The 21,358-nt window shown below is 72.6% G+C and carries 25 protein-coding genes, 1 tRNA gene and 1 pseudogene; 13 read left to right on the top strand and 14 right to left on the bottom strand.

Annotated features, from left to right (window positions below; translation table 11 throughout):
• Positions 1-34 precede the first annotated feature (34 nt).
• Positions 35-709 (bottom strand): hypothetical protein, encoded by a 675-nt coding sequence (locus ADK41_RS02065; RefSeq protein WP_030825836.1) that lies wholly within the window; start codon positions 707-709, stop codon positions 35-37.
• A gap of 47 nt (positions 710-756) precedes the next feature.
• Between ADK41_RS02065 and ADK41_RS02060 the strand changes: the two genes are divergently transcribed.
• Positions 757-945 carry a DUF5703 family protein gene (locus tag ADK41_RS02060; protein WP_030825834.1) on the top strand — a complete coding sequence of 63 codons (189 nt, stop codon included), beginning with the start codon at positions 757-759 and terminating at the stop codon, positions 943-945.
• 72 nt (positions 946-1,017) lie between these two features.
• Here ADK41_RS02060 and ADK41_RS02055 read toward each other — a convergent pair whose 3' ends face one another.
• The 3 genes from ADK41_RS02055 to ADK41_RS02045 form a co-directional block, all read right to left on the bottom strand.
• The gene (locus ADK41_RS02055) at positions 1,018-1,902 is read right to left on the bottom strand and encodes a chaplin (RefSeq protein WP_030825830.1); all 885 of its coding nucleotides are present in this window, start codon (positions 1,900-1,902) and stop codon (positions 1,018-1,020) included.
• Between the two features lie 166 nt (positions 1,903-2,068).
• Positions 2,069-2,302 carry a chaplin ChpH gene (gene chpH, locus ADK41_RS02050; RefSeq protein WP_030825827.1) on the bottom strand — a complete coding sequence of 78 codons (234 nt, stop codon included), beginning with the start codon at positions 2,300-2,302 and terminating at the stop codon, positions 2,069-2,071.
• 152 nt (positions 2,303-2,454) lie between these two features.
• Entirely contained in the window at positions 2,455-3,780 is a 1,326-nt protein-coding gene (locus ADK41_RS02045) for a M20/M25/M40 family metallo-hydrolase (protein ID WP_030825824.1), read from the bottom strand.
• Between the two features lie 200 nt (positions 3,781-3,980).
• Between ADK41_RS02045 and ADK41_RS02040 the strand changes: the two genes are divergently transcribed.
• Positions 3,981-4,065 (top strand) — tRNA-Leu (locus ADK41_RS02040).
• Between the two features lie 63 nt (positions 4,066-4,128).
• Positions 4,129-4,503 carry a YchJ family protein gene (locus tag ADK41_RS02035; protein ID WP_030825821.1) on the top strand — a complete coding sequence of 125 codons (375 nt, stop codon included), beginning with the start codon at positions 4,129-4,131 and terminating at the stop codon, positions 4,501-4,503.
• Between the two features lie 186 nt (positions 4,504-4,689).
• Here ADK41_RS02035 and ADK41_RS02030 read toward each other — a convergent pair whose 3' ends face one another.
• Positions 4,690-5,091, bottom strand: a complete 402-nt coding sequence (locus ADK41_RS02030; protein ID WP_030825818.1) for a RidA family protein — start codon at positions 5,089-5,091, stop codon at positions 4,690-4,692.
• Between the two features lie 100 nt (positions 5,092-5,191).
• Between ADK41_RS02030 and ADK41_RS02025 the strand changes: the two genes are divergently transcribed.
• Positions 5,192-5,575: a winged helix-turn-helix transcriptional regulator gene (locus ADK41_RS02025; protein WP_030825815.1), complete on the top strand. Its 384-nt coding sequence runs from the start codon at positions 5,192-5,194 to the stop codon at positions 5,573-5,575.
• 22 nt (positions 5,576-5,597) lie between these two features.
• On the opposite strand, the gene ADK41_RS02020 is transcribed toward ADK41_RS02025, so the two are convergent.
• The gene (locus ADK41_RS02020; RefSeq protein ID WP_030825813.1) at positions 5,598-6,299 is read right to left on the bottom strand and encodes a FadR/GntR family transcriptional regulator; all 702 of its coding nucleotides are present in this window, start codon (positions 6,297-6,299) and stop codon (positions 5,598-5,600) included.
• Positions 6,300-6,436: 137 nt separating this feature from the next.
• Here ADK41_RS02020 and ADK41_RS02015 point away from each other — a divergent pair, with 137 nt between their 5' ends.
• Entirely contained in the window at positions 6,437-6,955 is a 519-nt protein-coding gene (locus ADK41_RS02015; protein WP_030825810.1) for a gluconokinase, read from the top strand.
• 85 nt (positions 6,956-7,040) lie between these two features.
• Positions 7,041-8,438, top strand: a complete 1,398-nt coding sequence (locus tag ADK41_RS02010; protein ID WP_030825807.1) for a gluconate:H+ symporter — start codon at positions 7,041-7,043, stop codon at positions 8,436-8,438.
• 95 nt (positions 8,439-8,533) lie between these two features.
• Here the strand turns inward: ADK41_RS02010 and ADK41_RS02005 are convergent, their stop codons facing one another.
• Entirely contained in the window at positions 8,534-10,081 is a 1,548-nt protein-coding gene (locus tag ADK41_RS02005; protein WP_030825804.1) for an APC family permease, read from the bottom strand.
• A 51-nt stretch (positions 10,082-10,132) separates the two neighbouring features.
• Positions 10,133-11,083 carry a hypothetical protein gene (locus ADK41_RS02000; protein ID WP_030825800.1) on the bottom strand — a complete coding sequence of 317 codons (951 nt, stop codon included), beginning with the start codon at positions 11,081-11,083 and terminating at the stop codon, positions 10,133-10,135.
• Positions 11,084-11,338: 255 nt separating this feature from the next.
• Here ADK41_RS02000 and ADK41_RS01995 point away from each other — a divergent pair, with 255 nt between their 5' ends.
• From ADK41_RS01995 to ADK41_RS01985, 3 genes are read left to right on the top strand one after another with little or no spacing between them, the layout of a single operon-like run.
• Positions 11,339-11,887, top strand: coding sequence for an NUDIX hydrolase (locus ADK41_RS01995; protein ID WP_030825797.1), 549 nt, complete (start codon positions 11,339-11,341; stop codon positions 11,885-11,887).
• A 60-nt stretch (positions 11,888-11,947) separates the two neighbouring features.
• Positions 11,948-12,340, top strand: a complete 393-nt coding sequence (locus tag ADK41_RS01990) for a YidH family protein (protein WP_030825794.1) — start codon at positions 11,948-11,950, stop codon at positions 12,338-12,340.
• Positions 12,337-12,675, top strand: coding sequence for a DUF202 domain-containing protein (locus tag ADK41_RS01985; RefSeq protein ID WP_030825791.1), 339 nt, complete (start codon positions 12,337-12,339; stop codon positions 12,673-12,675). The genes ADK41_RS01990 and ADK41_RS01985 overlap by 4 nt, the downstream gene beginning before the upstream one ends.
• A 135-nt stretch (positions 12,676-12,810) precedes the next feature.
• Here the strand turns inward: ADK41_RS01985 and ADK41_RS01980 are convergent, their stop codons facing one another.
• Complete coding sequence (locus ADK41_RS01980; RefSeq protein ID WP_030825789.1) at positions 12,811-13,740, bottom strand: NADP-dependent oxidoreductase; 930 nt, start codon at positions 13,738-13,740, stop codon at positions 12,811-12,813.
• 184 nt (positions 13,741-13,924) lie between these two features.
• Here ADK41_RS01980 and ADK41_RS01975 point away from each other — a divergent pair, with 184 nt between their 5' ends.
• Positions 13,925-14,947, top strand: coding sequence for a phosphotransferase family protein (locus ADK41_RS01975; RefSeq protein ID WP_030825787.1), 1,023 nt, complete (start codon positions 13,925-13,927; stop codon positions 14,945-14,947).
• A gap of 6 nt (positions 14,948-14,953) precedes the next feature.
• Positions 14,954-16,168, top strand: a complete 1,215-nt coding sequence (locus ADK41_RS01970) for an acyl-CoA dehydrogenase family protein (protein ID WP_030825785.1) — start codon at positions 14,954-14,956, stop codon at positions 16,166-16,168.
• A 63-nt stretch (positions 16,169-16,231) separates the two neighbouring features.
• Here ADK41_RS01970 and ADK41_RS01965 read toward each other — a convergent pair whose 3' ends face one another.
• The 4 genes and pseudogenes from ADK41_RS01965 to ADK41_RS01950 form a co-directional block, all read right to left on the bottom strand.
• Positions 16,232-16,825, bottom strand: coding sequence for a TetR/AcrR family transcriptional regulator (locus tag ADK41_RS01965; RefSeq protein ID WP_030825783.1), 594 nt, complete (start codon positions 16,823-16,825; stop codon positions 16,232-16,234).
• Between the two features lie 22 nt (positions 16,826-16,847).
• A pseudogene (locus ADK41_RS42720) lies at positions 16,848-17,138 on the bottom strand (AMP-binding enzyme); the annotation flags it as partial.
• Positions 17,139-17,184: 46 nt separating this feature from the next.
• The gene (locus ADK41_RS42715; protein ID WP_030825779.1) at positions 17,185-17,418 is read right to left on the bottom strand and encodes a hypothetical protein; all 234 of its coding nucleotides are present in this window, start codon (positions 17,416-17,418) and stop codon (positions 17,185-17,187) included.
• Positions 17,415-18,188 carry an SDR family oxidoreductase gene (locus tag ADK41_RS01950; protein WP_030825776.1) on the bottom strand — a complete coding sequence of 258 codons (774 nt, stop codon included), beginning with the start codon at positions 18,186-18,188 and terminating at the stop codon, positions 17,415-17,417. The genes ADK41_RS42715 and ADK41_RS01950 overlap by 4 nt, the downstream gene beginning before the upstream one ends.
• A gap of 168 nt (positions 18,189-18,356) precedes the next feature.
• Between ADK41_RS01950 and ADK41_RS01945 the strand changes: the two genes are divergently transcribed.
• Both ADK41_RS01945 and ADK41_RS01940 read left to right on the top strand, forming a co-directional pair.
• Positions 18,357-19,607, top strand: coding sequence for an exo-beta-N-acetylmuramidase NamZ family protein (locus ADK41_RS01945; protein WP_030825771.1), 1,251 nt, complete (start codon positions 18,357-18,359; stop codon positions 19,605-19,607).
• 359 nt (positions 19,608-19,966) lie between these two features.
• Positions 19,967-20,569 (top strand): hypothetical protein, encoded by a 603-nt coding sequence (locus tag ADK41_RS01940; protein ID WP_030825768.1) that lies wholly within the window; start codon positions 19,967-19,969, stop codon positions 20,567-20,569.
• A gap of 174 nt (positions 20,570-20,743) precedes the next feature.
• Here ADK41_RS01940 and soxR read toward each other — a convergent pair whose 3' ends face one another.
• Positions 20,744-21,238: a redox-sensitive transcriptional activator SoxR gene (gene soxR, locus ADK41_RS01935; RefSeq protein ID WP_030825765.1), complete on the bottom strand. Its 495-nt coding sequence runs from the start codon at positions 21,236-21,238 to the stop codon at positions 20,744-20,746.
• Positions 21,239-21,358 lie beyond the last annotated feature (120 nt).

Here is a 21,358-nt window from a genome sequence, read left to right as displayed (position 1 = left end):
CCGGGGGTGCCGCCGCCGTGCGGGGCGGGTGCGGTCAGCGGTCCGTGTCGAGGGGTTCCAGGTCCTCGTCCTCGTCCAGGCTCGGGTCGAGCTCGTCCTCGTCGTCGAGGTCCTCCTCGTCGTCGAAGACCGCGCTGACGTCGAAGCGGCACACCACCCGCTGCGGGTCCACCTGCTCGAACGGCGCCTCCAGCCACTCGCCGGGTTCCGCCGGGTCGTCCGATGCCGTCACCCAGAGCGTGGAGTCGCCCTCCTCCAGCCCGAACTCCTTGTGCCGGGAGGCGATCTCGTCCGGCTCGAACTCGCCGAACAGCAGGCCGAGCGCGCCGTGGACGGTGCCTGACACCTCCGCGCTCTCGTCGTCCGCCGCCTCGATCCGCTGGGCGTGCGCGCGCAGCCGCTGGGGTTCCACGACGGCGTAGTCGCGGCGGATCAGCACACTGAGCGCGGCCGGCTCATCGGGGCCGGTGTACGGCGGCGTGTCCTCCGCGCCGGGGATCTCGAAGGGGGTGACCTCGTCGTAGCGGTCGTAGAGCAGTTCGTCGTACGCCTCCGCGGCCGCGGCCAGCTGGTTGAACGCCTCGTAGACGGCCGGGTCGTCCTCCCCCGACCGGCGTTCGACCGCGGCCAGGTGGCGGTCGAGCGCGGTCTTCACCGCCTCGGCGGCGGCGCGTACCTCGGCAGCGGTGGGCTGCGCAGCATCAGACATAGTGCAGACGCTATCCGTACCGGGGCCCGGACCGCACAATAGATGCGATGCCGGAATACGAATTTGTCGACGTGCACGTACCGCGCGGGGTCTCCCGCAACGAGACGGCACGTCTACTGACGGACCATGCGGAGTACGGTCACTGGGAGTTGTACCGCCTGACGCTGATGCGTGACGGCAGTCGCAGGGTGCGGCTGCGGAGGCGGATCATCCGCCAGGTGCGCGCCACCTGGTGATCCTCGACACCCGACCGGAATCACACACGGAGCGGACCCCGCGATCGCGGGGTCCGCTCCGTGTGTCCGGCGTCACGCGGCGGTCCGCGCCTTGCGGTAGAGGACCGCGCCGGCGAGCAGCGCGCCCGCGCCGACGGGCAGGACGAGGCCCATCGGCAGCTCGCTGCCGGTCTGCGCGAGCTGTGCGTCGTGCCGGGGCCGGGTGAGGGAGTGGACGCCCCGCGGGTCGTCGGCCGACGGGCGGTCCGGGGTGCCCGGCCCGTCGCCGGGGCGCCCGGGGCTGCCGGGGCCGCCCGGTTCGCCGGGCTGTCCCGGGGTGTCGCGGTCCGAGCCGCCGTTCGCGCAGCCGCCGCCCTCGGTGGCGTTGCCGGCGCCGAGGATGTCGACGCTGTTGCCGCAGACGTTCACCGGGACGTGGATCGGGACCTGGATGTGGTTGCCGGAGCCCACGCCGGGCGAGCCGGTGTGTCCGTCGGCGTGCGAGCCGCCGTGGCCCCCCGGCGAGGGGGCCCCGCCCTGGTTGGCGCAGGAGTTCCCCACGGACGGGTTGAGGACACCGACGACATTGACCGTGTTGCCGCAGACGTTGACCGGCGCGTGCACCGGCACCTGCACCGTGTTCCCGGAGAGCACGCCGGGCGAGCCGGCGGCGTGGCCGTCGGCGTGCGCGCCGCCGTGGCCGCCGGAGCCGCCGTGGCCGCCCGAGGAGGAGCCACCCTGGTTGGCGCAGGAGTTCCCCACGGACGGGTTGAGGACACCGACGACATTGACCGTGTTGCCGCAGACGTTCACCGGCACGTCCACCGGCGCCTGCACCGTGTTCCCGGAGCCCACACCGGGCGAGCCGGCGGCATGGCCCGCCGCGCCGGAGTCGGCGTGGGCGACCCCGCCCGCGGCGGCGAGGACGCCCGTGGCCGCCGCCATCGTCATCAGGCCCTTGCGGGTGACCTGTCGCATTGCTGAAATCCCTGCCTTCGACCTGGTGCCGGGAATCGGCGTTCCGCAGGATTCCCGGTGTTCCGACGTTCGGTGAGACCCGTCGGCCCCGGAGCACATGGCGCGCGCTCCGGGGCCGACGGGCTCAAGCCCTCAGCGGGCGTTCCCTAGAGGGCGAGGCACGACGTCACTTGTTGATGCAGACGTTGCCGAAGGCGGGGTTCAGCAGCCCGATCACGGAGATCGTGTTGCCGCAGACGTTCACGGGGACGTGGATCGGGGCCTGCACGACGTTGCCGGAAAGGACACCCGGGGAGTGCACGGCGGCACCCTGGGCACCGGAGTCGGCGGCGGCCATGCCCGCGCCCGCGAGAACCAGACCACCGGTGGCAGCCGCGACGGCGACGATCTTCTTGAGCATTATTCCTCCTTGTTGGCAAAGCGATCCAAAGTCGCGGATCACATCACGGCTAACGAGGACGGAGTAATGAGGCTACGAGCTTATCGTCGCATTCACTCTTTTCAGTCAACTCCGCACGTCTGGGCGATTATTGAGGTCATCGGGTAACCGTCTCAGCTCGCGTCGAGGAAGCGGTCGAGCACCCGCACGCCGAACTTCAGACCGTCCACCGGCACCCGCTCGTCGACCCCGTGGAACATGCCGGCGAAGTCCAGCTCCGGGGGCAGCTTCAGCGGCGCGAAGCCGAAGCCCCGGATACCGAGGTCGTCGAAGGACTTGGCGTCCGTGCCGCCGGAGAGCATGTACGGGATGGCCTTCGCGGCCGGGTCCTCGGCCACCAGCGCGGACTGCATCGCGTCCACGAGGGCTCCGTCGAACGTGGTCTCGACGGCCTTGTCGGAGTGGACGTCCTCGCGCCGCACCTTCGGACCGAGGATCCGGTCGAGGTCGGCGAGGAACTCCTCCTCGTGTCCGGGCAGGAAACGGCCGTCCACGTGCGCGGTCGCCTCGCCCGGGATGACGTTGACCTTGTAGCCCGCGCCCAGCTGGGTGGGATTGGCGGTGTTGCTCAGCGTCGCGCCGATGAGCTTGGCGATGCCGCCGAGCTTCGCGAGGGTCCCCTCCATGTCCTCCGGGTCGAGCTCGGTCCCGAGGGCGTCGCCCAGTTCGTCGAGGAAGGCCCGGGTCGTCTTCGTGACGCGGACCGGGAAGGTGTGCCGGCCGAGGCGCGCGACGGCCTCCGACAGCTCGGTGATGGCGTTGTCGCGGTGGATCATCGACCCGTGCCCGGCGGTGCCGGCCACGGTCAGCTTCATCCAGTGCATGCCCTTCTCGGCCGTCTGGATCAGATACAGGCGGCGCTGCTCGCTGACGGTGAACGAGAAGCCGCCCACCTCGCTGATCGCCTCGGTGACGCCCTCGAAGAGGTGCGGGTGGTTGTCGACCAGGTGGCGGGCGCCGTACGTGCCGCCGGCCTCCTCGTCGGCGAGGAAGGCGAGGACGACGTCGCGCGGGGGCTTGCGTCCGCTGCGCAGCCGGTCGCGGACGACCGCGAGGGTCATCGCGTCCATGTCCTTCATGTCGACGGCCCCGCGCCCCCACACGCATCCGTCGGCGATCTCGCCGGAGAAGGGGTGGTGGGTCCAGTCGACGGCGTTGGCCGGTACGACGTCCGTGTGGCCGTGGATGAGCAGCGCGGGCCGGGACGGGTCCTCGCCCTCGATCCGGGCCACCGTGGAGGCGCGTCCGGGGTGCGACTCGAAGATCTCCGGTTCCAGGCCCACCTCGGCGAGCTTCTCGGCGACGTACTCGGCCGCCTTGCGCTCGCCGGGGCCCGAGTGGTCGCCGTAGTTGCTGGTGTCGATCCGGATCAGCTCGCGGCAGAGGTCCACGACCTCGTCCTCACCGGTGACGCTCCTGGCCGTGTCCGTCTCGCTCACGTGCTTCCTCCCGCTGCTGGTGTTCGCGCTGGTGGGTCGTCCTCATCCTCCCTCCCCCGCGGGCGTGCCCCAAGACCCGGCCCGGCCCGTCGTCCGCCGTTCCCACGACGACGCGGCCGGGCGGGGGTGATCGACCGCCCGGAACACCTGGTAATGTTTACGACGTCGCCGCGGGGGGAAACCCGCGCGACAGACACCTTGTCCGGGTGGCGGAATGGCAGACGCGCTAGCTTGAGGTGCTAGTGCCCTTTATCGGGCGTGGGGGTTCAAGTCCCCCCTCGGACACAAGAAGCGCGAGGGCCGCGACCACGAGGTCGCGGCCCTCGGGCGTTGTCGCGGAGGCCGACCATGACCATACGTCCCTGTCCCTGCGGGCTCCCCGAGGCGTACGAGGACTGCTGCGGGCGCTTTCACTCCGGGACCGCCGCCGCGCCCACCGCCGAGCGGCTGATGCGGTCGCGGTACTGCGCGTTCGTGCGGCGGGACGGGGCCTACCTGCTGCGGACCTGGCATCCGCGGACGCGACCGGAGCGGATCGACCTCGATCCCGGGACGCGCTGGACCGGGCTGGAGATCCTGGACACCGACGGCGGGTCCGCCTTCCACACCGACGGGACGGTGACGTTCCGGGCTTCCTACCGGGGCGGCTCGCTGCACGAGCGCAGCCGGTTCGAGCGGGTCGACGGAGCCTGGGTGTACGTCGACGGGGACTTCCTGAGCTGAGGCCGGGGGCGAGTCGGCCGTCCCGGCGCCGGGATCGGGACGCGGTGTCGTCGACGTCCACCGGCGCTTCGCCGGTCGCCTCCTCTCCATCGCCCTGTGCGCGTCGGCGGTGCGGGTGACCGGGTGTGAGGACGACGCGGCCCGGCGGACGGTCCGCGAGGCGGTGGGGCGTGCGGGGAACGGGCCTCAGGCGGGCAGCTTCGTGTCGATGACGAAAGCGATCTCGACGACCTGGCCGGGCAGGGTCAGTTCGGTGACGCCCACGACCGTGGCGGCCGGGCGGTGGTCGCCGAAGTACGCGAGGTTGCCCTCCGCCGCCGCGACGGCGTTGTGCCGCAGGTCCACCGCGTACAGGGTCTGCGAGACGATCTGGTTCCGGGTGGCGCCGTAGTGGCCCAGGACCCTGTCCATGTTGGCGTGGGTCCGCTCGAGCTGGGCGGCGAAGTCGCCCGCGTGGAGGAACTCGCCCGCCTCGTCGAACGCGAGCTGTCCGGAGACGTGGATCAGCTCGCCGGACCTGATCGCCTGTGCGTAGCCGAAGTCGCTCTCGGCCGGCACGCCGAAGGCGAAGACCTCACTGGCAGCCATGGAACTTGCCCTTCCGTTCACTCTCTTGTGGTGACTCGGAAACTGTAGGAGAGTCAGTTCCGGCCTGGAAGAACGCACTTTTCGGTGACTGAGGAACCTGATGGTGACCAAGCATCCGCTCAAGGGCCTGCCCGGGGACGCCGACCTCAGGCGCGCGGACTCCCTGGCGCGGGAGATCTTCTCGGACGTCGCCAACAAGTGGGCGCTCCTGATCATCGAGGCGCTCGGCGAGCGCACCCTGCGCTTCAGCGAGGTGCGCGACGAGGTCGAGGGCGTCAGCCACAAGATGCTCACCCAGAACCTGCGCATGCTGGAGCGCAACGGCCTGGTCGAGCGGAAGGTGCACCCCACCGTGCCGCCGCGGGTCGAGTACACCCTCACCGGGCCGGGCCGGGGCCTGCGCACCACGGTCGACGCGATGTGCGGCTGGACCCACGAGCACCTCGGTCACATCGAGCGGGCACGCGAGCGTTTCGACGCCTGACCGGTGCCCGGCGGCGGCGCGGTCAGGGCGCCAGGATGTCCAGTTCCTGGAGGGCGCCCTCGGTGATCTCGCGGGTCAGCTTCTCCGCGCGGGCGGCGTCGCGTTCGCGGACCGCCTCCGCGAGCTGGACGTGCAGGGTGACGGCGGCGGGGTCGGGGTCCTCGAACATCACCTCGTGGTGGGTGCGGCCGGACAGCACCTCGGCCACGACGTCGCCGAGGCGGGCGAACATCTCGTTGCCGGAGGCGGTCAGGATCACGCGGTGGAACGCCACGTCGTGGAAGAGGTACCCCTCCAGCCGGTGACCGCTGGAGTTGGCGACCATGCCGAGGGCGCACTCGGTCAGTTCGGCGCACTGCTCGGGGGTGGCGTTGCGGGCGGCCAGGCCCGCCGCGACCGGCTCGATCGCCGAGCGCAGCACCGTGAGGGAGCGCAGCTGGCGGGGGCGGTCCGCGCCGGCCAGGCGCCAGCGGATGACCTGGGGGTCGTACACGTTCCACTCGTGGGCCGGCAGGACCGTCACGCCCACGCGGCGCCGGGACTCGACCAGGTGCATGGACTCCAGGACGCGGACGACCTCACGCATCACGGAGCGCGACACGTCGAAACGGTGCGCGAGTTCGTCGGTGCGCAGGACGCTGCCGGGCGGGTACTCCCCCGCGGTGATCTCGGGGCCGAGGGTGTCCAGTACGCGGCCGTGCAGCCCCCGGCCCGTGGTGCTCATGCACTCAGAGTACGGGGCGGATCACGGGAACAAAAAGTCAGACTTATATGTCACAGACTCTTGAATTCGTCGTACCTAATGAGCTTCAGTTGCGTCGACATCACGTGTCGACGAAGACATCAGACAGCGAGGCAGCGATGAACACCCCCCATGTCGTCGTGGTCATGGGCGTCGCGGGCACCGGGAAGACCACCATCGGTCCCCTGCTCGCGGCCCGGTTCGGCGTCCCGTACGCCGAGGGCGACGATTTCCACCCGCCGGCCAACATCGCCAAGATGTCGGCCGGCACCCCGCTCACCGACGACGACCGGTGGCCCTGGCTCGACGCCATCGGCGACTGGGCCCACGGCCGGGCCGGTCTCGGCGGGGTGGTCAGCTGCTCCGCGCTGAAGCGGTCGTACCGCGACCGGCTGCGGGCCGCCGCGCCCGGCGTGGTCTTCGTGCACCTCACCGGTGACCGCGCGCTCGTCGAGGACCGGATGTCGCACCGGCAGGGCCACTTCATGCCCACGGCGCTGCTCGACTCCCAGTTCGCCACGCTCCAGCCGCTGGAGCCGGACGAGGCCGGAGTCGCCGTGGACGTGACGGGCAGCCCCGAGGAGATCAGCGAACGGGCGGCCACCGCCCTGAACGCCCTCCCCGAGCCCACCCCGTAGGTCCCTGACCGGACCCCAGTTCCCGGGGCGCCCCCCACCTCCCCGGTTCCTCCCCGACTCCCCCCTGCACACACAAGGAACCACCGTGACCAGACTCAGCGTTGAGATGCTGGCAGCGGACGCACCCGAGCCGATCACCTCGGCCGGCCACGCCCAGCTGGGCATCGCCGTGCTGCTGGGCATCGCCGTCATCGTCCTGCTCATCACCAAGTTCAAGCTGCACGCCTTCCTGTCGCTGACCATCGGCTCGCTGGCGCTCGGCGCGTTCGCCGGCGCGCCGCTCGACAAGGTGATCACCAGCTTCAGTGCCGGACTCGGCTCCACCGTCGCCGGCGTGGGCGTGCTGATCGCCCTCGGCGCGATCCTGGGCAAGCTGCTCGCCGACTCCGGCGGCGCCGACCAGATCGTCGACACCATCCTCGCGAAGGCGAGCGGCCGCACCATGCCATGGGCGATGGTGCTGATCGCCTCGGTGATCGGTCTGCCGCTGTTCTTCGAGGTCGGCGTGGTGCTGCTGATCCCGGTGGTGCTGATGGTCGCCAAGCGCGGCAACTACTCCCTGATGCGCATCGGCATCCCGGCGCTCGCCGGTCTGTCCGTGATGCACGGTCTGGTCCCACCGCACCCCGGTCCGCTGATCGCGATCGACGCGGTCGGCGCCAACCTCGGGGTGACGCTGGCGCTGGGCGTGCTCGTCGCGATACCGACGGTCGTCATCGCCGGTCCGCTGTTCTCGAAGTACGCCGCCCGCTGGGTCGACGTCCCCGCCCCGGAGCGGATGATCCCGCAGCGGCCCTCCGAGGACCTGGAGAAGCGTCCCGGCTTCGGCGCGACGCTGGCCACGATCCTGCTGCCGGTCGTGCTGATGCTGGCCAAGGCGCTGGTCGACATCGTCATCGACGACCCCGAGCACCAGGTGCAGCGCGTGTTCGACGTGATCGGCTCCCCGCTGATCGCGCTGCTCGCGGCCGTGCTGGTCGGCATCTTCACCCTGGGCGTGCCCGCCGGGTTCAGCCGGGAGCGGATCTCGCAGCTGGTCGAGAAGGGGCTCGTGCCGATCGCGGGCATCCTGCTGATCGTCGGCGCGGGCGGCGGTTTCAAGCAGACCCTGATCGACACCGGTGTGGGCCGGATGATCCTGGAGATCTCCGAGGACTGGTCGATCCCGGCGCTGCTGCTGGCCTGGCTGATCGCGGTGGCGATCCGGCTGGCGACCGGTTCGGCGACGGTGGCGACCGTCTCGGCGGCCGGTCTGGTGGCGCCGCTGGCGGCCGACATGTCGACCACGCACGCGGCCCTGCTGGTGCTGGCGATCGGCGCCGGTTCGCTGTTCTTCAGCCACGTCAACGACGCCGGGTTCTGGCTGGTGAAGGAGTACTTCGGGCTGAACGTCGGACAGACGATCAAGACCTGGTCGATCATGGAGACGATCATCTCGGTGGTCGCCGGCGGTCTGGTGCTGCTGCTGTCACTGATCATCTAGGCGTACGGCCGCGCCTTCCGGCGCACGCCGGCCAAGGGCCCCGGCACCTCGTCGAGGTGCCGGGGCCCTTGCGCGTCCGGGGGCGCGACGGCGCCCTACGAGGTGCGCTCGGCCTCCTTCTCCAGCCGGAACGCCTCGTTGCCGAGCCCGATGCGGGCGTGCTTCTCGGGGGCGCGGGCGCGCAGGACGGCGCCCTGGACCAGGCCGGCGACCAGGGCGAGCCCGATGATGCCGGGCAGGATCCAGCTCAGCGCGGAGCCGGGGCCGGCGCCGACCAGGACGTCGAAGTCCTTGACCGTGTAGCCCGCGATGACGGCCAGGGCGATCCCCGCCAGCGCGGAGGTGACCAGCCGCCGGCTCTGCGCGCCCGCGGCGCCGCGCCGGACGAAGAAGACGACGACGGACAGGGAGGCGATGGCCATCAGCACGATCACGCCGAGCGCGCCGACGTTGCCGCCCCAGGTGAACAGGTGCAGGACCGGCGCGGTCGGGTCGCCGGTCGGCTTGTCGTCGGTGAGCGCGAAGGCGAGGACGAGCACGGCGGCGACGACGGTCTGGAGCAGGGAGCCGGTGCCGGGGGCGCCGCTGGCGCCGGTGGTGCGGCCGAAGGCGGCGGGGAGCAGGCCCTCGCGGCCCATGGCGAAGGCGTACCGGGCGACGACGTTGTGGAAGCTGAGCATGGCCGCGAACATGCCGGTCACGAAGAGGACGTGCAGGACGTCGGTGAAGGTGGAGCCGAGCCGGTCCTCGGTGAGGAAGAACAGCAGTCCCGCGCTCTGCTCCCGGGAGGCGCCGACGATCCCGGAGGGGCCGGTGGCGACGGTGAGCGCCCAGCTGCTGAGGGCGAAGAAGACGGCGACGCCGGTGACCGCGAGGAACATCACGCGCGGCACGACCTCGTGCGGCCTGCTGGTCTCCTCGGCGTAGACGGGAGCCTGTTCGAAGCCGAGGAAGGCGGCGATGCAGAAGCACAGGGCGGTGCCGACGCCGGCGCCGGTGAGCGTGTCCGGGTCGAAGGCGTGCAGCGACAGGCCCTCCTTCCCGGGGTCGGCGACGGCGGCGATGTCGAAGACGACGACCAGCAGCACCTCGATGACCAGCAGCACGCCGAGCAGGCGCGCGTTGACGTCGATCTTCAGCCAGCCCAGCGCGCCGACGGCGAGCACGGCCACCAGCGCCGGTATCCACCAGGCGACCTCGAGGTCGGCGTAGGTGGCGAGGAGGCCGGAGACCTCGAAGCCGAAGATGCCGTAGATGCCGACCTGGAGGGAGTTGTAGGCGACGAGCGCGACGAGCGCGGCGCCCGCTCCGGCGGTGCCGCCGAGTCCGCGGGAGATGTAGGCGTAGAAGGCGCCGGCGTTGTGGACGTGCCGGCTCATCTCGGCGTAGCCGAGGCTGAAGAGGACCAGGACGACGCCGAGGGCCACGAAGAGCAGCGGCTGGCCGACGATGCCCATCACCGCGAATGTGGTGGGCATGACACCCGCGACCACCATGAGGGGGGCGGTCGCGGCGAGGACGGAGAGCAGCAGGCCCCCCGTGCCGAGGCGGTCGGCGCGCAGGGCGCGTTCCTGCCCCTTGAAGGTGCTGATGCCGTCGGCTGTCGCTCTGCTCGTGCGCGTGCTCGAACTGTCCGTCGTCATCTCGAGACCGTCCTTGGGTCGGTGGTGGTTGCGGCGGGTGGGGGGCCGGGGTCAGGCCGTGCCCAGGGCTGCGGCGCGGGCGGTGCGGAAGGCGGTCAGGGCGTCACGGCCGGGGTACGACCAGGGGGCGGGCGTGGCGTGGTCGCCGATGCGGTGGAAGAGGGCGGCCGCCTCGGCGCCCCGGCCCTCGCAGACCTTGGCGTGGGCGAGGAAGTTGAGGTCGACCAGGCGGCGCGGGTGGCCTTCGTGCTCCCACTCCAGCCACCAGTCGAAGGCGGCCTTCATCACCTGCCGGGCGCGACGGCCGACCCAGTGGCCGGAGGCGACCGGGTCGGCGGGTTCGTGTCCGGCGGCGGCCAGGGCGCGGTAGCGCTCGGCGTGCGCGATGACCGGCAGCATCGCCAGCGGCGAGTCGGCGGGGGCCTGTTCGGCGGCCCAGTTGGCGAAGTCGTACACCTCGTGCAGCGGGTCCGGGCCCGCCTCCACGCGGCGCTCGGCGAGCCAGGCGACCAGCAGGTGGTGGGCGTGGTGGTGGTCCGCGTACCGGGTGCGGATCTGCTCGAAGAGCCGGACCACGTCCCCCTCGGCCCCCTGGACGCACTCCAGCAGGAGCAGTCCGAGCCAGGGGGTGGGGTCGGCGGGCGCGAGCTCCGCCGCCCGGCGGCAGGCCTCGCGGGCACGAACCGGTTTCTCCCTGCCCTGCAGCGCGCGCCGCACCTGGGCCAGGGCGAGCAGCACGGACGCGTCACCGGAGTCGGGTTCGGCGAGCAGCCACTCGCGGGCCCAGGGGACGCAGTACGACTCCCGGGCGAGCACCGTGACGCGGTGGCCCCGGCGGTCCCAGTCCTCCCCCGTGCGGACCAGCAGCGAGCGGGTGTTCTGCCATCGGCCCTGGGCCAGCGCGGTCCGCGCGGCGACGAGTTCGGCGTCGTCGAGGGCCTCGTCGAAGGCCTGTGCCGTCCGTCTGCGGGCACGGCCGAGGGGAGGCGGGGGTGGAGGCACCGCGGGACTTCCTCACGCGTTCTTCGTGTGGTCACCGGCTCGCGGCGGGTGGTCGGTACGGCAGTGGTCGGCTGCCGAACGCCACGGACCGGTCACGCACAGCAAACCGCCCGCCAACGGATCGCGTCAAGGGCGTCCCCTGCGTTACTCGCGTCAACTGCGGCCACAGGAGGCCTGCCGGTGACGTCCGGGCTGAAAGGCCGCCCGGGTGGGGCGAGCGGCCGGGCAGGGGCCGGCCGCTGCTTGGATGGCCGTATGAGCACCGAGGAGATCATCGACATCGTCGACGAGAACGACCGGGTGGTCGGGCGGTCCCCGCGCGGGGAGGCCTACGCGCGGGGTCTGCGCCACCGCTGCGTCTTCGTCCTCGCCCGGGACGCCGAGGGGCGGGTCTTCGTGCACCGCCGTACCACCACCAAACAGGTCTTCCCCTCCCTGTACGACATGTTCGTCGGCGGGGTCGTCGGCGCGGGCGAGAGCTACGACGAGGCCGCGCTGCGCGAGGCCGAGGAGGAACTGGGCGTGCGCGGACTGCCTCGCCCCGAGCGCCTCTTCACGTTCCTGTACGACGACGGGGCCGGCCACAGCTGGTGGTCGGCGGTGTACGAGGTGCGGTGCGACCGGCCCGTACGGCCGCAGGCGGAGGAGGTGGCCTGGGGGGACTTCCTGCCGGAGGCGGAGCTGGAGCGGCGGCTCGGGGAGTGGGAGTGGACCCCGGACGGGCTGGCGGCGTACGAGCGGCTCACGGCGCAGCGGTCGGGGCGGGCCGAGCGGTCGGACCCGTCGCGCCGGGGCGGGGACTGAGCAGGGCTCCGTCCCCGGCCGTCGGTCCGGCGCGGGGGCGGCCCCGGTAGGGTCGCCCGCGTGATCGACATTGTGCGGAACGTCCGGTTGTGGTTCGCGCCCGGCGAGGTACGGCGGGAGGGCGACACGCCCGACTACCGGTTCTCGCTGGCGAACGAGCGGACGTTCCTCGCGTGGTTGCGCACCGCGCTCGCGTTGATCGGGGGCGGGTTCGCCGTGGACCAGTTCCTGCCGGACCTGCGCTGGGCGTGGCGGGTCGGGCTGGCACTGGCGCTGCTGGCCGCGGGGGCGCTGTGCGCGTTGCGGGCGGTCAACCACTGGGTGCGGTGCGAGCGGGCGATGCGGCGCGGGGAGGACCTGCCGGTGTCGCGGTTCCCGGCGCTGCTGGGTCTCGTGGTGGCGGTGGTGGCCGTGGCGATGGTCGCCGCGGTGTTCTTCGGGTGGGACGGGTGAGCGGGGCGGCGGCTCGGACCGCCGCGGAGCGGGATCCGGGGCTGCAGCCCGAGCGGACCCGGCTCGCGTGGCGGCGTACGACGCTGTCGGCCACGGTCGCGGCGGTGCTGGCCGTGAAGACGGCGCTGGCGGGTGGGGTGCCGGGGGCCGGGGCGGTGGCGTGCGCGCTGTGCTGTGCCTGCTGGCTGGGGTTTCTGTGGATCGCCCACCGGCGGATCCGAGGGCTGGCGGCGGTGAGTGAACCCGCGGCGCTCGTGCCGCCGTACGCGGCGGTGGCGGTGATCTGCACGGTGGCCATGGCCGGGTGCGGGGCAGTGCTCGTCGGGTCGGGGTGATGCGGGGGCGTGCGGTGGGTTTTTCGCCCCCGCCGCCCCGTCCCTTCCCGTCCCCGGGGGCTGCGCCCCCGGCCCCCCTTCGGCCCTGCGGGCCTCGTCCTCAGACGCCGGACGGGCTGTGAATGCCGGGCGGGGCTATTCGTTCACCGTCACCACGATCTTGCCGCGGGTACGCCCCTCCTGGCTCAGGCGGTGGGCGTCCGCCGCTCGCTCCAGGGGGAGGGTTTCCGAGACGTGGACGGTGACCGTGCCCTGGTCCGCCAGGTCGGAGAGGTGCTGGAGGTCCTGGGGGTCGGGGCGGACGAACCAGTAGCGGCCGCCGTAGTCCACCACCTCGGGGTCGGTGATCGAGGCCAGGCGGCCCTCGGGGGCCAGCAGGTTCGCGGAGGCCCTGAGGGCGTCGCCGCCCACCGTGTCGAACACCGCGTCCACGCCCTCGGGCGCCAGCCCCCGGACCCGTTCGGCCAGGCCCTCGCCGTAGCTCACCGGCTCCCCGCCCAGCCCGCGCACGAAGTCGTGGTTGCGCTCGCTCGCCGTGCCGATGACCCGGGCGCCGAGGTGGGCGGCGAGCTGGACGGCGATGGATCCGACGCCGCCGGCCGCGGCGTGCACCAGGACGGTCTCGCCCCGCTTGACCTCGAGGACGCGGTGCAGCACCTGGTACGCGGTGAGCCCCGCGAGCGGGAGGCCGGCCGCCTCCTCGAAGGACAGGGCGCGCGGCTTGCGCGCGAGGGCGCGCACCGGGGCGGCCACGTACTCGGCGAAGGTGCCGTGCGAGAGGACGTCCTGGCGCACGTAGCCGATGACCTCGTCGCCGACGGCGAACTCCGGTGCGGCGGGGCCCGGCCGGACGACCACGCCCGAGACGTCCCAGCCGGGGACGACGGGGAACACCGGCTGGAGGACCGGGTCGAGATAACCCTCCCGGCACTTCCAGTCGACCGGGTTGACGGCCGCCGCCCGCACCTTCACCAGGACCGAGTCGGGGCCGACCCTGGGGTCGTCGACCTCCCCGAGGCCGAGTACTTCGGGGCCGCCGTACCGTGCGTAGCTGATCGCCTTCATGGGTCCGACCCTCCGGTGTCCGTGCGCGCCGTGCAAGCCGAGTGGCTCGATATACGCCATTGGCGTGGCGGCCGGACGAGGCGCGCCCCTCGTGGCCCCGATCACGTTCGGCCGCCGCTCTGGACGGCATACCGACCGGTCGGCATCATAAGGCGGGTACTGTTTCCTGCCCGTAGGAGCGACGATGAGCACCGACCACCCGCCCGGACTCGATCTCGACCGGCTGCGCGGCCTGCTCGAACGGGAGCGGCCCGGCCTGGTGAACGGCACGCTCACCGGCCGGCTGATCGAGGGCGGCAGGTCGAACCTCACGTACGCGGTCTCCGACGACAGCTCCCGGTGGGTCGTACGGCGTCCCCCGCTCGGCCACGTCCTGGCCACCGCGCACGACATGAAGCGCGAGCACCGGGTGATCAGCGCGCTGCACCCGACCGCCGTGCCGGTGCCGCGCACCGTACTGCTGTGCGAGGACGAGGAGGTGCTCGGGGCGCCGTTCTACGTCATGGACTTCGTCGAGGGCACCCCGTACCGGACGGCCGGCCAGCTCGCCCCGCTCGGCGCCGGGCGCACCCGGGACGCGGTGCTGAACCTGGTGGACACGCTGGTCGAGCTGCACGCGGTGGAGCCCGGCGAGGTGGGTCTCGCCGACTTCGGCCGGCCCGAGGGGTTCCTGGACCGGCAGCTGCGGCGCTGGGGCAAGCAGCTGGACGCCTCCCGCAACCGGGAGCTGGCCGGCATCGACGAGCTGCAGGCGGCACTCGGGCGCGAACTGCCCGTCTCCCCCGCGCCCGCCGTGGTGCACGGCGACTACCGCCTCGACAACGTGCTGATCGGGGAGGACGACGCGATCAAGGCCGTCCTCGACTGGGAGATGTCCACGCTCGGCGATCCGCTGACGGACCTGGGGCTGCTGGTGATGTACAGCATGCCGCTGGGCACGCCGGACTCCCCCGTCTCCACGACCGCCGAGGCGCCCGGGCACCCCACGCCCGCCGAGCTGATCGAGCGGTACGCCGCGCGGTCGGGGCGCGACGTCTCCGCGGTGTCCTGGTACACGGCGTTCGCCTGGTTCAAGCTCGCCGTGATCCTGGAGGGCATCCACTACCGCTACACGCTGGGCCGGACGGTGGGCCGCGGCTTCGACCGCATCGGCGATCTGGTCCCGGTCTTCATCCGGCACGGTCTGACCACCCTTCAGGAAGGCTGACGAACCATGGACTTCGCGTTCGACGCGCGCACCGAGGAGCTGCGCGCCAAGCTGCTCGCCTTCATGGACGAGTACGTTTACCCGGCCGAAGCGGTCGCCCACGAGCAGCGTGCCGGGTTGGACTCGCCGTGGCGGAACGTCCCCGTGGTGGAGGAGCTGAAGGCCGAGGCCCGCCGGCAGGGGCTGTGGAACCTGTTCCTGCCCGACTCCGAGTACGGCGCCGGTCTGACGAACCTCCAGTACGCGCCGCTCGCCGAGATCATGGGCCGGTCCCCGCAGATCGCGCCGACCGTCACCAACTGCGCGGCGCCCGACACCGGGAACATGGAGGTGCTGGCGCAGTTCGGCGACGAGGCGCAGAAGAAGCAGTGGCTCCAGCCGCTGCTGGCCGGTGAGATCCGCTCGGCGTTCGCGATGACCGAGCCGGAGGTGGCCTCCTCCGACGCCACCAACATCACCACCCGCATCGAGCGGGACGGCGACGAGTACGTCATCACCGGCCGCAAGTGGTACATCTCCGGGGCGATGCACCCGGACTGCGCCGTCTTCATCGTGATGGGCAAGACCGACCCGGACGGGGCGGACATCCGCCGTCAGCAGTCCATGGTGCTGGTCCCGCGCGACACCCCGGGCGTCACGATCGAGCGCGCCATGCAGGTGTTCGGCTACGAGGACCACTACCACGGCGGGCACGCCGAGGTGGTCTTCGACCACGCGCGCGTGCCGGTGTCGAACCTGATCGGCGAGGAGGGCGGCGGTTTCGCCATCGCGCAGGCCCGGCTCGGTCCGGGCCGGATCCACCACTGCATGCGGCTGATCGGCATGGCCGAGCGGGCCGTCGAGCTGATGTGCCGGCGGGCGGTGTCGCGTGACGCCTTCGGCAAGGCGCTGGCGCAGCAGGGCGTGGTGCAGAACTGGATCGCCGACGCGCGCGTGGCGGTCGAGCAGCTGCGGCTGCTGGTGCTGAAGACGGCCTGGATGATGGACACCGTCGGCAACCGGGGCGCCCACACGGAGATCCAGGCCATCAAGATCGCCACCCCGCGCACGGTCGTCTCCATCCTCGACCGCGCGATCCAGCTGTACGGCGCGGGCGGGGTCAGCCAGGACTTCCCGCTGGCCGAGCTGTACGCCGGCGCCCGCACGCTGATGATCGCCGACGGCCCGGACGAGGTGCACCAGCGGTCGCTGGCGCGCCGGGAGCTGAAGAAGTACCTGTGAGCCCGCAGCGGCCCGTGGCCCGCCGGCGCCGACGGGCCACGGGCCGTGGGGGGACGGGCCGGCTCAGGGGCGCAGGGCCCGCAGCAGCAGGTCCGCCAGGTGGTCGGCGACCTCCTGCGGGCTGAGCGGGCCCTCGGGGCGGTACCAGGTCGACAGGTGGTGCACGGAGCCGAAGTGGTAGTCGACCACCAGGTCGGCCGGGGTCGCCGTCGAGAAGACGCCCTCCCGCTGGCCCTCCTCGATCAGCGCGCGGAAGCGTTCGTGGTAGCGGCGGCGCTCCGCGCGCACCTGCTTGTTCTTCTCCGGGCCGAGGTGGTGCATGGACCGGAAGAAGATCGACGCGTCGTCGAGGTTCTCGATCGTGGTGACGACGACGTCGGCCGCCGCACCGCGCAGCCGCTTCTCGACCGGCTCGTCGGCGTCCGCGAAGCGGTCCAGGCGTTCCTGCTGGAGGCGCAGCACGCGCGCGTACACCTCGTGCAGCAGGTCGTCCTTGGAGCCGAAGTAGTGGTAGAGCGCCCCCTTGGTGACGCCGGCCGCCTCGACGATCTCCTGTACCGAGGTGCGGTCGTAGCCGCGCTCGGCGAAGAGCCGGGTGGCGGCGGCCAGGAGCCGCTGCGGTACAGGAGCTCCGTCACCGTCCATCGTCCTGGGCACTGCCGCCACCCGCCTTTCCTTGTCACTGCTCGTTCTCGTGGGCCGGGGAACGCGGTTCCCGCCGGAGGATCCTCCCACTGGCCGTCCTCGGCGGCTCCGGCAGGATCTCCGCCTGGCACGGCCACGTGCAGGCGGCCAGTCTCTCCTTGCCGTACGCGGCGAGCGAGGCCGGGTCCGTCCCGGCGCCGGGGCGCGGGCCGACGAAGGCCTTGACGGTCTCCCCGCGGTGTCCGCCGGGCGCGCCCACGACGGCCGCCTCGCGCACCGCCGGGCGCGTGTGGAGCACGTCCTCGGCCTCGCGCGGTCCCGCCTTGCCGCGTTCTCCGGGGGACACCCCCGGGCCCCGGCGAACGCGCTGGTCATGTCCTTCTCGCGGCCGACGGCGCACAGCCGGCCCTCGGGTCCGTCCCGCCGAGTTCGTCGGCCTCGCGGTGGGCCGGGCGGCCGGCGAAGTGGGCGGGGAAGTCGCGGTCGGGGGTCTCGGACACCGCGCGGCGCGGGGCGTGCACCAGGGAGCCGGCAAGCTCCACGGTGGCGCGCCGGACGTCGGTGAGGAGGGCCGGCCCGGGTTCGGCGTGGCCGGAGGCGGTCACCGGGTGGCCTCCCAGTGCTGCTGGATGCGGTTCATGCCGGAGATCCAGCGGTCGGGGTCGGCGGCGCGGGCCCGGTAGTACTCGGCGACCTCCGGGTGCGGGAGGATCAGGAAGCGGTCCTCCTCGATGCCGCGGAAGAGGGCGTCGGCCACGTCCTCCGGTTCGATCGCGGTCGGCTTGAGGACCAGCTCGCCCGCGCTGCCGCTGGCGTCGAGCATGTCGGTGCGCACGCCCTGCGGGCAGATCGCGTGGACCTTCACCCCGCGGTGGCGGTACGTCAGCGACAGCCACTCGGCGAAGGCGTAGGCGCCGTGCTTGGTGACGCTGTAGGGGGCGGTGCCGATCATGGTGAGCAGTCCGGCGGCGGAGACGGTGGAGACGAAGCGTCCGCTGCCGCGCTCCAGCCAGTCCGGGAGCAGCGCGTGCGCCGCGCGGACGTGCGCCATGACGTTGACGTCCCAGGAGAGTGCCCAGCCCTGCTCGTCGAGCGGCTCTCCCGGCTCCCCGCCGCCGCGGCCGACGCCCGCGTTGGCGCAGTACACGTCGACCGTGCCGCCGAGCGCGTCACGGGCCTCGGCGACGATCGAGGAGGCGTCGCCCGCAACGGCCAGGCCGCCGATCTCCTCGGCGACGGCCTTCGCGCGGTCGGCGTCCAGGTCGTTGACGACGACCCGCGCCCCCCGGTCGGCGAAGCGGCGGGCCAGCGCCGCCCCGATGCCGCCCCCGGCTCCCGTGACGACCACCTTCGCACCCTGCCCGGCTTGCACCATCGGTCTCCTTCGACGCGGCTCCCAGCGGCTACCGGCGTCAGACTAACCGGTCGGTATGCGCGGTGGAAGGGGTGTTCCGCGCGGGTCCGGTCCGGTTCGTTCCCCGGGGCGGTCGGGCGCGCTAGCGTGCGTGCGCATGACACCCGCCGCGATCACGGAGGTCACCGCATGAAGCTGTCCAGACGGAGCCTGCTCGCCACCACCGCGGCCGCGGCCGCGGCCTCCGCCGCACCGGCCGCCGCCGCTTCGGGACCGGCGCACGGAGGCGGCCGACGGCTGCGCACCGGGTTCGAACGGCTCGCCGCGGACGGCTACGCCCTGCTCGACGGCCGGCGTGTGGGCGTGGTCACCAACCCGACGGGCGTCACCCGGGACGCACGGCACATCGTCGACGTGATGCACGCCGACGACCGGGTGGACCTGACCGCCGTCTTCGGACCCGAGCACGGCTTCCGGGGCACCGCCCAGGCGGGCGGCGCGGAGGGCCGCCACGACGACCCGGCGACCGGCCTGCCCGTCTACGACACGTACCTGAAGAGCGGTCAGGCGCTCGCCGACGTCTTCGCGGCGTCCGGCGTGGACACGGTCGTCTTCGACGTCCAGGACGTCGGCGCGCGGTTCTACACGTACATCTGGACGCTGTTCGACTGCATGGAGGCGGCCGCGCTCGCGGGCAGGCGGTTCGTCGTCCTCGACCGGCCGAACCCGGTGACCGGGCGGGCCGCGCTGGGCCCGGTGCTGCACGAGGAGTTCGCGACGTTCGTCGGGCGGCAGCCGATCTCCCAGGCGCACGGGATGACGGTGGCGGAGCTGGCCCTGCTGTTCAACGGGGAGTTCCTGACGACGCCGGCGCCGCTGGAGACCGTGACCATGTCGGGCTGGAAGCGGTCGGACTTCTACGACGCCTCCGGGCTGCCGTGGGTGCCGCCGAGCCCGAACATGCCGACGCCGGAGACGGCGCTGGTGTACTCGGGGACGTGCCTGTTCGAGGGGACGAACCTGTCGGAGGGGCGCGGGACCACCCGGCCGTTCGAGCTGCTGGGTGCGGAGGGGATCGACGGGCGCTGGGCGGACGGGGCGAACGCGCTGGGGCTGGAGGGCGTCCGCTTCCGGGAGGCGTACTTCACGCCGACGTTCTCCAAGTTCCAGGGGAGGACCGTCGGGGGCGTCCAGGTGCACGTGCACGACCGGGAGGCGTTCGATCCGGTGCGGACGGGGATCGGACTGCTGATCACCGCCAAGCGGTCGTGGAGCGGTTTCGCCTGGCGTGCGGACGACTGGATCGACAAGCTCACCGGCTCCACGCGCGTACGCACCATGATCGACGCGGGCGCGGACACGGACGAGGTGGTGGCCGGCTGGCAGGAGGAGCTGGCGGGGTTCCGGAGGACGCGGCGGGGGTACCTGCTCTACCGCTGAGAGCGCAGGGTGCGGGACGGCGGCGGGCGGCGCCCCGCCGCCGTTTTGCGTCGGGCGTGCATATCGACGGGGTCTTCAGGAACCCGTGGAAGCCGCCGGGAGTTCTCAGACTGTCGAGGAAGGACTTTTCTCCCCCCGGGGGAGCACACGGAGCGGATGACCGCCGGCGCCCCCGTGGACGACCACAACTGAAGCAGGGTTCAAGGGAGTCGGCCCATGAGTTCCCGCGGCCGGCTGGTGGGGGCCATCGAAAAGAGGAGGGAGCCGATTCGCGTGTCGATACGTCTATTCGGCGACGTCCGTTCGACGACGCCGAAGTGACCGGATTACAGGTGCAGGTGTGACGGAGGTGCAGGACGATGGCCGGTTTCCGGAGTCTGGCGAGACAGGTCCGAGATCCGCGGTGCGATCCGGCGCTGCGGCGCTACTCGCTGCGCAAGTGCCTCGAGCGATTCGCTCCTTACGGGCACAGGGCGACCTGGGACCATCTGTGCTCGCGGGCCGGGTTCGATCCCGAGGACCGCTCCGTCGACCCGGCGCGGCTCGTGGCCGCACTGGACGAACTGGAGGAGGCCCGGGCGGTCTGGCTGGCCTATGAGGTGGAGTTCGCCGAGCGCCGCAGGAAGGAGAAGCACGACGGGCTGCGCAGGCCCGGCAGCGTGGACGACTGGCACCGGCTGACCTGGGGCGGTTTCGGCGTGGCCTGGTGCGACGATCCGCGGGTGCATCCGCGCGAGCCGCTGGCCGAGGTGCTGCGGCGGCTGATAGCCGCGCTGGAGCGCGCGCCGGGTACGGCCTGCCCCGTGTGCCGGGGGGAACGGCTCGTGTGGCGTTTCGACCTGGACCACGAGCCGTCGACGGGCCCGGTCTGCGCGGACTGCGGAATCCTGGTGCCGCGCCCCGTGCTCACCGCGGGGGCCCTGGCGGACGCCCGCAGGGCGAGGCTGCTGGTGTCGGCCTGAGAGGCGGGGAGCGAGGGGGCAGGGGGGCGCAGGGGGTGCCGCGCCCCCCGGCCCCCCGGGGAGCGCCCGGGCGGCACGGTCCGCCTGCCGGCGCTCACGGGGAGCCTCCCCGCTCTCGGCCGCGCCCGGTCGAGGGAGGCGCGACGGCCCGCGGTCACGGGAGCACGGCCGGGCTCACCGCTTGACCCCCGGCCGGTCGGCGCGGCGCGTGCCGCCGGTTTCCGCCAGCAGGCGGGAGCCCGTCAGGCGGTCGCCGAAGACGTCGTCCGGGTTGGACAGGACGCAGCTGTCCAGGGAGAGGCAGCCGCAGCCGATGCAGTCCGTGAGGTGGTCGCGCAGCCGGTTGAGCCGCTTGATGCGCTCGTCCAGCTCGGAGCGCCACGCCTCGGACAGGCGCGCCCAGTCGTCGCGGGTGGGCGTGCGCCCCTCGGGCAGTTCGGCGAGCGCCTCGCGGATCGTGGCGAGCGGGATGCCGACGCGCTGGGCGGCGCGGATGAAGGCGACCCGGCGCAGGGTGTCACGGCTGTAGCGGCGCTGGTTGCCCGCGGTGCGGCGGCTGCTGATCAGACCTTTGGACTCGTAGAAGCGCAGGGCCGAGACGGCGGCGCCGCTGCGTGCGGAGAGCCGGCCGACCGTGAGCTCGTGGATCTTCTCGGGAAGCTGGGGCACCCCCGAACCCTACTCACCCGTCCGGCGGACGGCCGTCGTTGACAGGGACCGCCCGGCGCACCATGCTAAGCAGTTGCTTAGGCATGCGCACACCGGTGCGCTGCGACTACGTGACGCGAG

Source organism: Streptomyces caelestis (assembly GCF_001279005.1).
GTDB lineage: Bacteria > Actinomycetota > Actinomycetes > Streptomycetales > Streptomycetaceae > Streptomyces > Streptomyces heliomycini.
The sequence above is the reverse complement of the archived record's forward strand: the minus strand, read 5'-3'. Positions and strand labels throughout refer to the sequence as shown.

Coding starts and splice junctions, on each gene's coding strand:
- ADK41_RS02065 (WP_030825836.1), bottom strand. CDS start 709: ATGTCTGATGCTGCGCAGCCCACCGCTGCCGAGGTACGCGCCGCCGCC.
- ADK41_RS02060 (WP_030825834.1), top strand. CDS start 757: ATGCCGGAATACGAATTTGTCGACGTGCACGTACCGCGCGGGGTCTCC.
- ADK41_RS02055 (WP_030825830.1), bottom strand. CDS start 1,902: ATGCGACAGGTCACCCGCAAGGGCCTGATGACGATGGCGGCGGCCACG.
- chpH (WP_030825827.1), bottom strand. CDS start 2,302: ATGCTCAAGAAGATCGTCGCCGTCGCGGCTGCCACCGGTGGTCTGGTT.
- ADK41_RS02035 (WP_030825821.1), top strand. CDS start 4,129: ATGACCATACGTCCCTGTCCCTGCGGGCTCCCCGAGGCGTACGAGGAC.
- ADK41_RS02030 (WP_030825818.1), bottom strand. CDS start 5,091: ATGGCTGCCAGTGAGGTCTTCGCCTTCGGCGTGCCGGCCGAGAGCGAC.
- ADK41_RS02025 (WP_030825815.1), top strand. CDS start 5,192: ATGGTGACCAAGCATCCGCTCAAGGGCCTGCCCGGGGACGCCGACCTC.
- ADK41_RS02020 (WP_030825813.1), bottom strand. CDS start 6,299: ATGAGCACCACGGGCCGGGGGCTGCACGGCCGCGTACTGGACACCCTC.
- ADK41_RS02015 (WP_030825810.1), top strand. CDS start 6,437: ATGAACACCCCCCATGTCGTCGTGGTCATGGGCGTCGCGGGCACCGGG.
- ADK41_RS02005 (WP_030825804.1), bottom strand. CDS start 10,081: ATGACGACGGACAGTTCGAGCACGCGCACGAGCAGAGCGACAGCCGAC.
- ADK41_RS01995 (WP_030825797.1), top strand. CDS start 11,339: ATGAGCACCGAGGAGATCATCGACATCGTCGACGAGAACGACCGGGTG.
- ADK41_RS01980 (WP_030825789.1), bottom strand. CDS start 13,740: ATGAAGGCGATCAGCTACGCACGGTACGGCGGCCCCGAAGTACTCGGC.
- ADK41_RS01975 (WP_030825787.1), top strand. CDS start 13,925: ATGAGCACCGACCACCCGCCCGGACTCGATCTCGACCGGCTGCGCGGC.
- ADK41_RS01970 (WP_030825785.1), top strand. CDS start 14,954: ATGGACTTCGCGTTCGACGCGCGCACCGAGGAGCTGCGCGCCAAGCTG.
- ADK41_RS01950 (WP_030825776.1), bottom strand. CDS start 18,188: ATGGTGCAAGCCGGGCAGGGTGCGAAGGTGGTCGTCACGGGAGCCGGG.
- ADK41_RS01945 (WP_030825771.1), top strand. CDS start 18,357: ATGAAGCTGTCCAGACGGAGCCTGCTCGCCACCACCGCGGCCGCGGCC.
- ADK41_RS01940 (WP_030825768.1), top strand. CDS start 19,967: ATGGCCGGTTTCCGGAGTCTGGCGAGACAGGTCCGAGATCCGCGGTGC.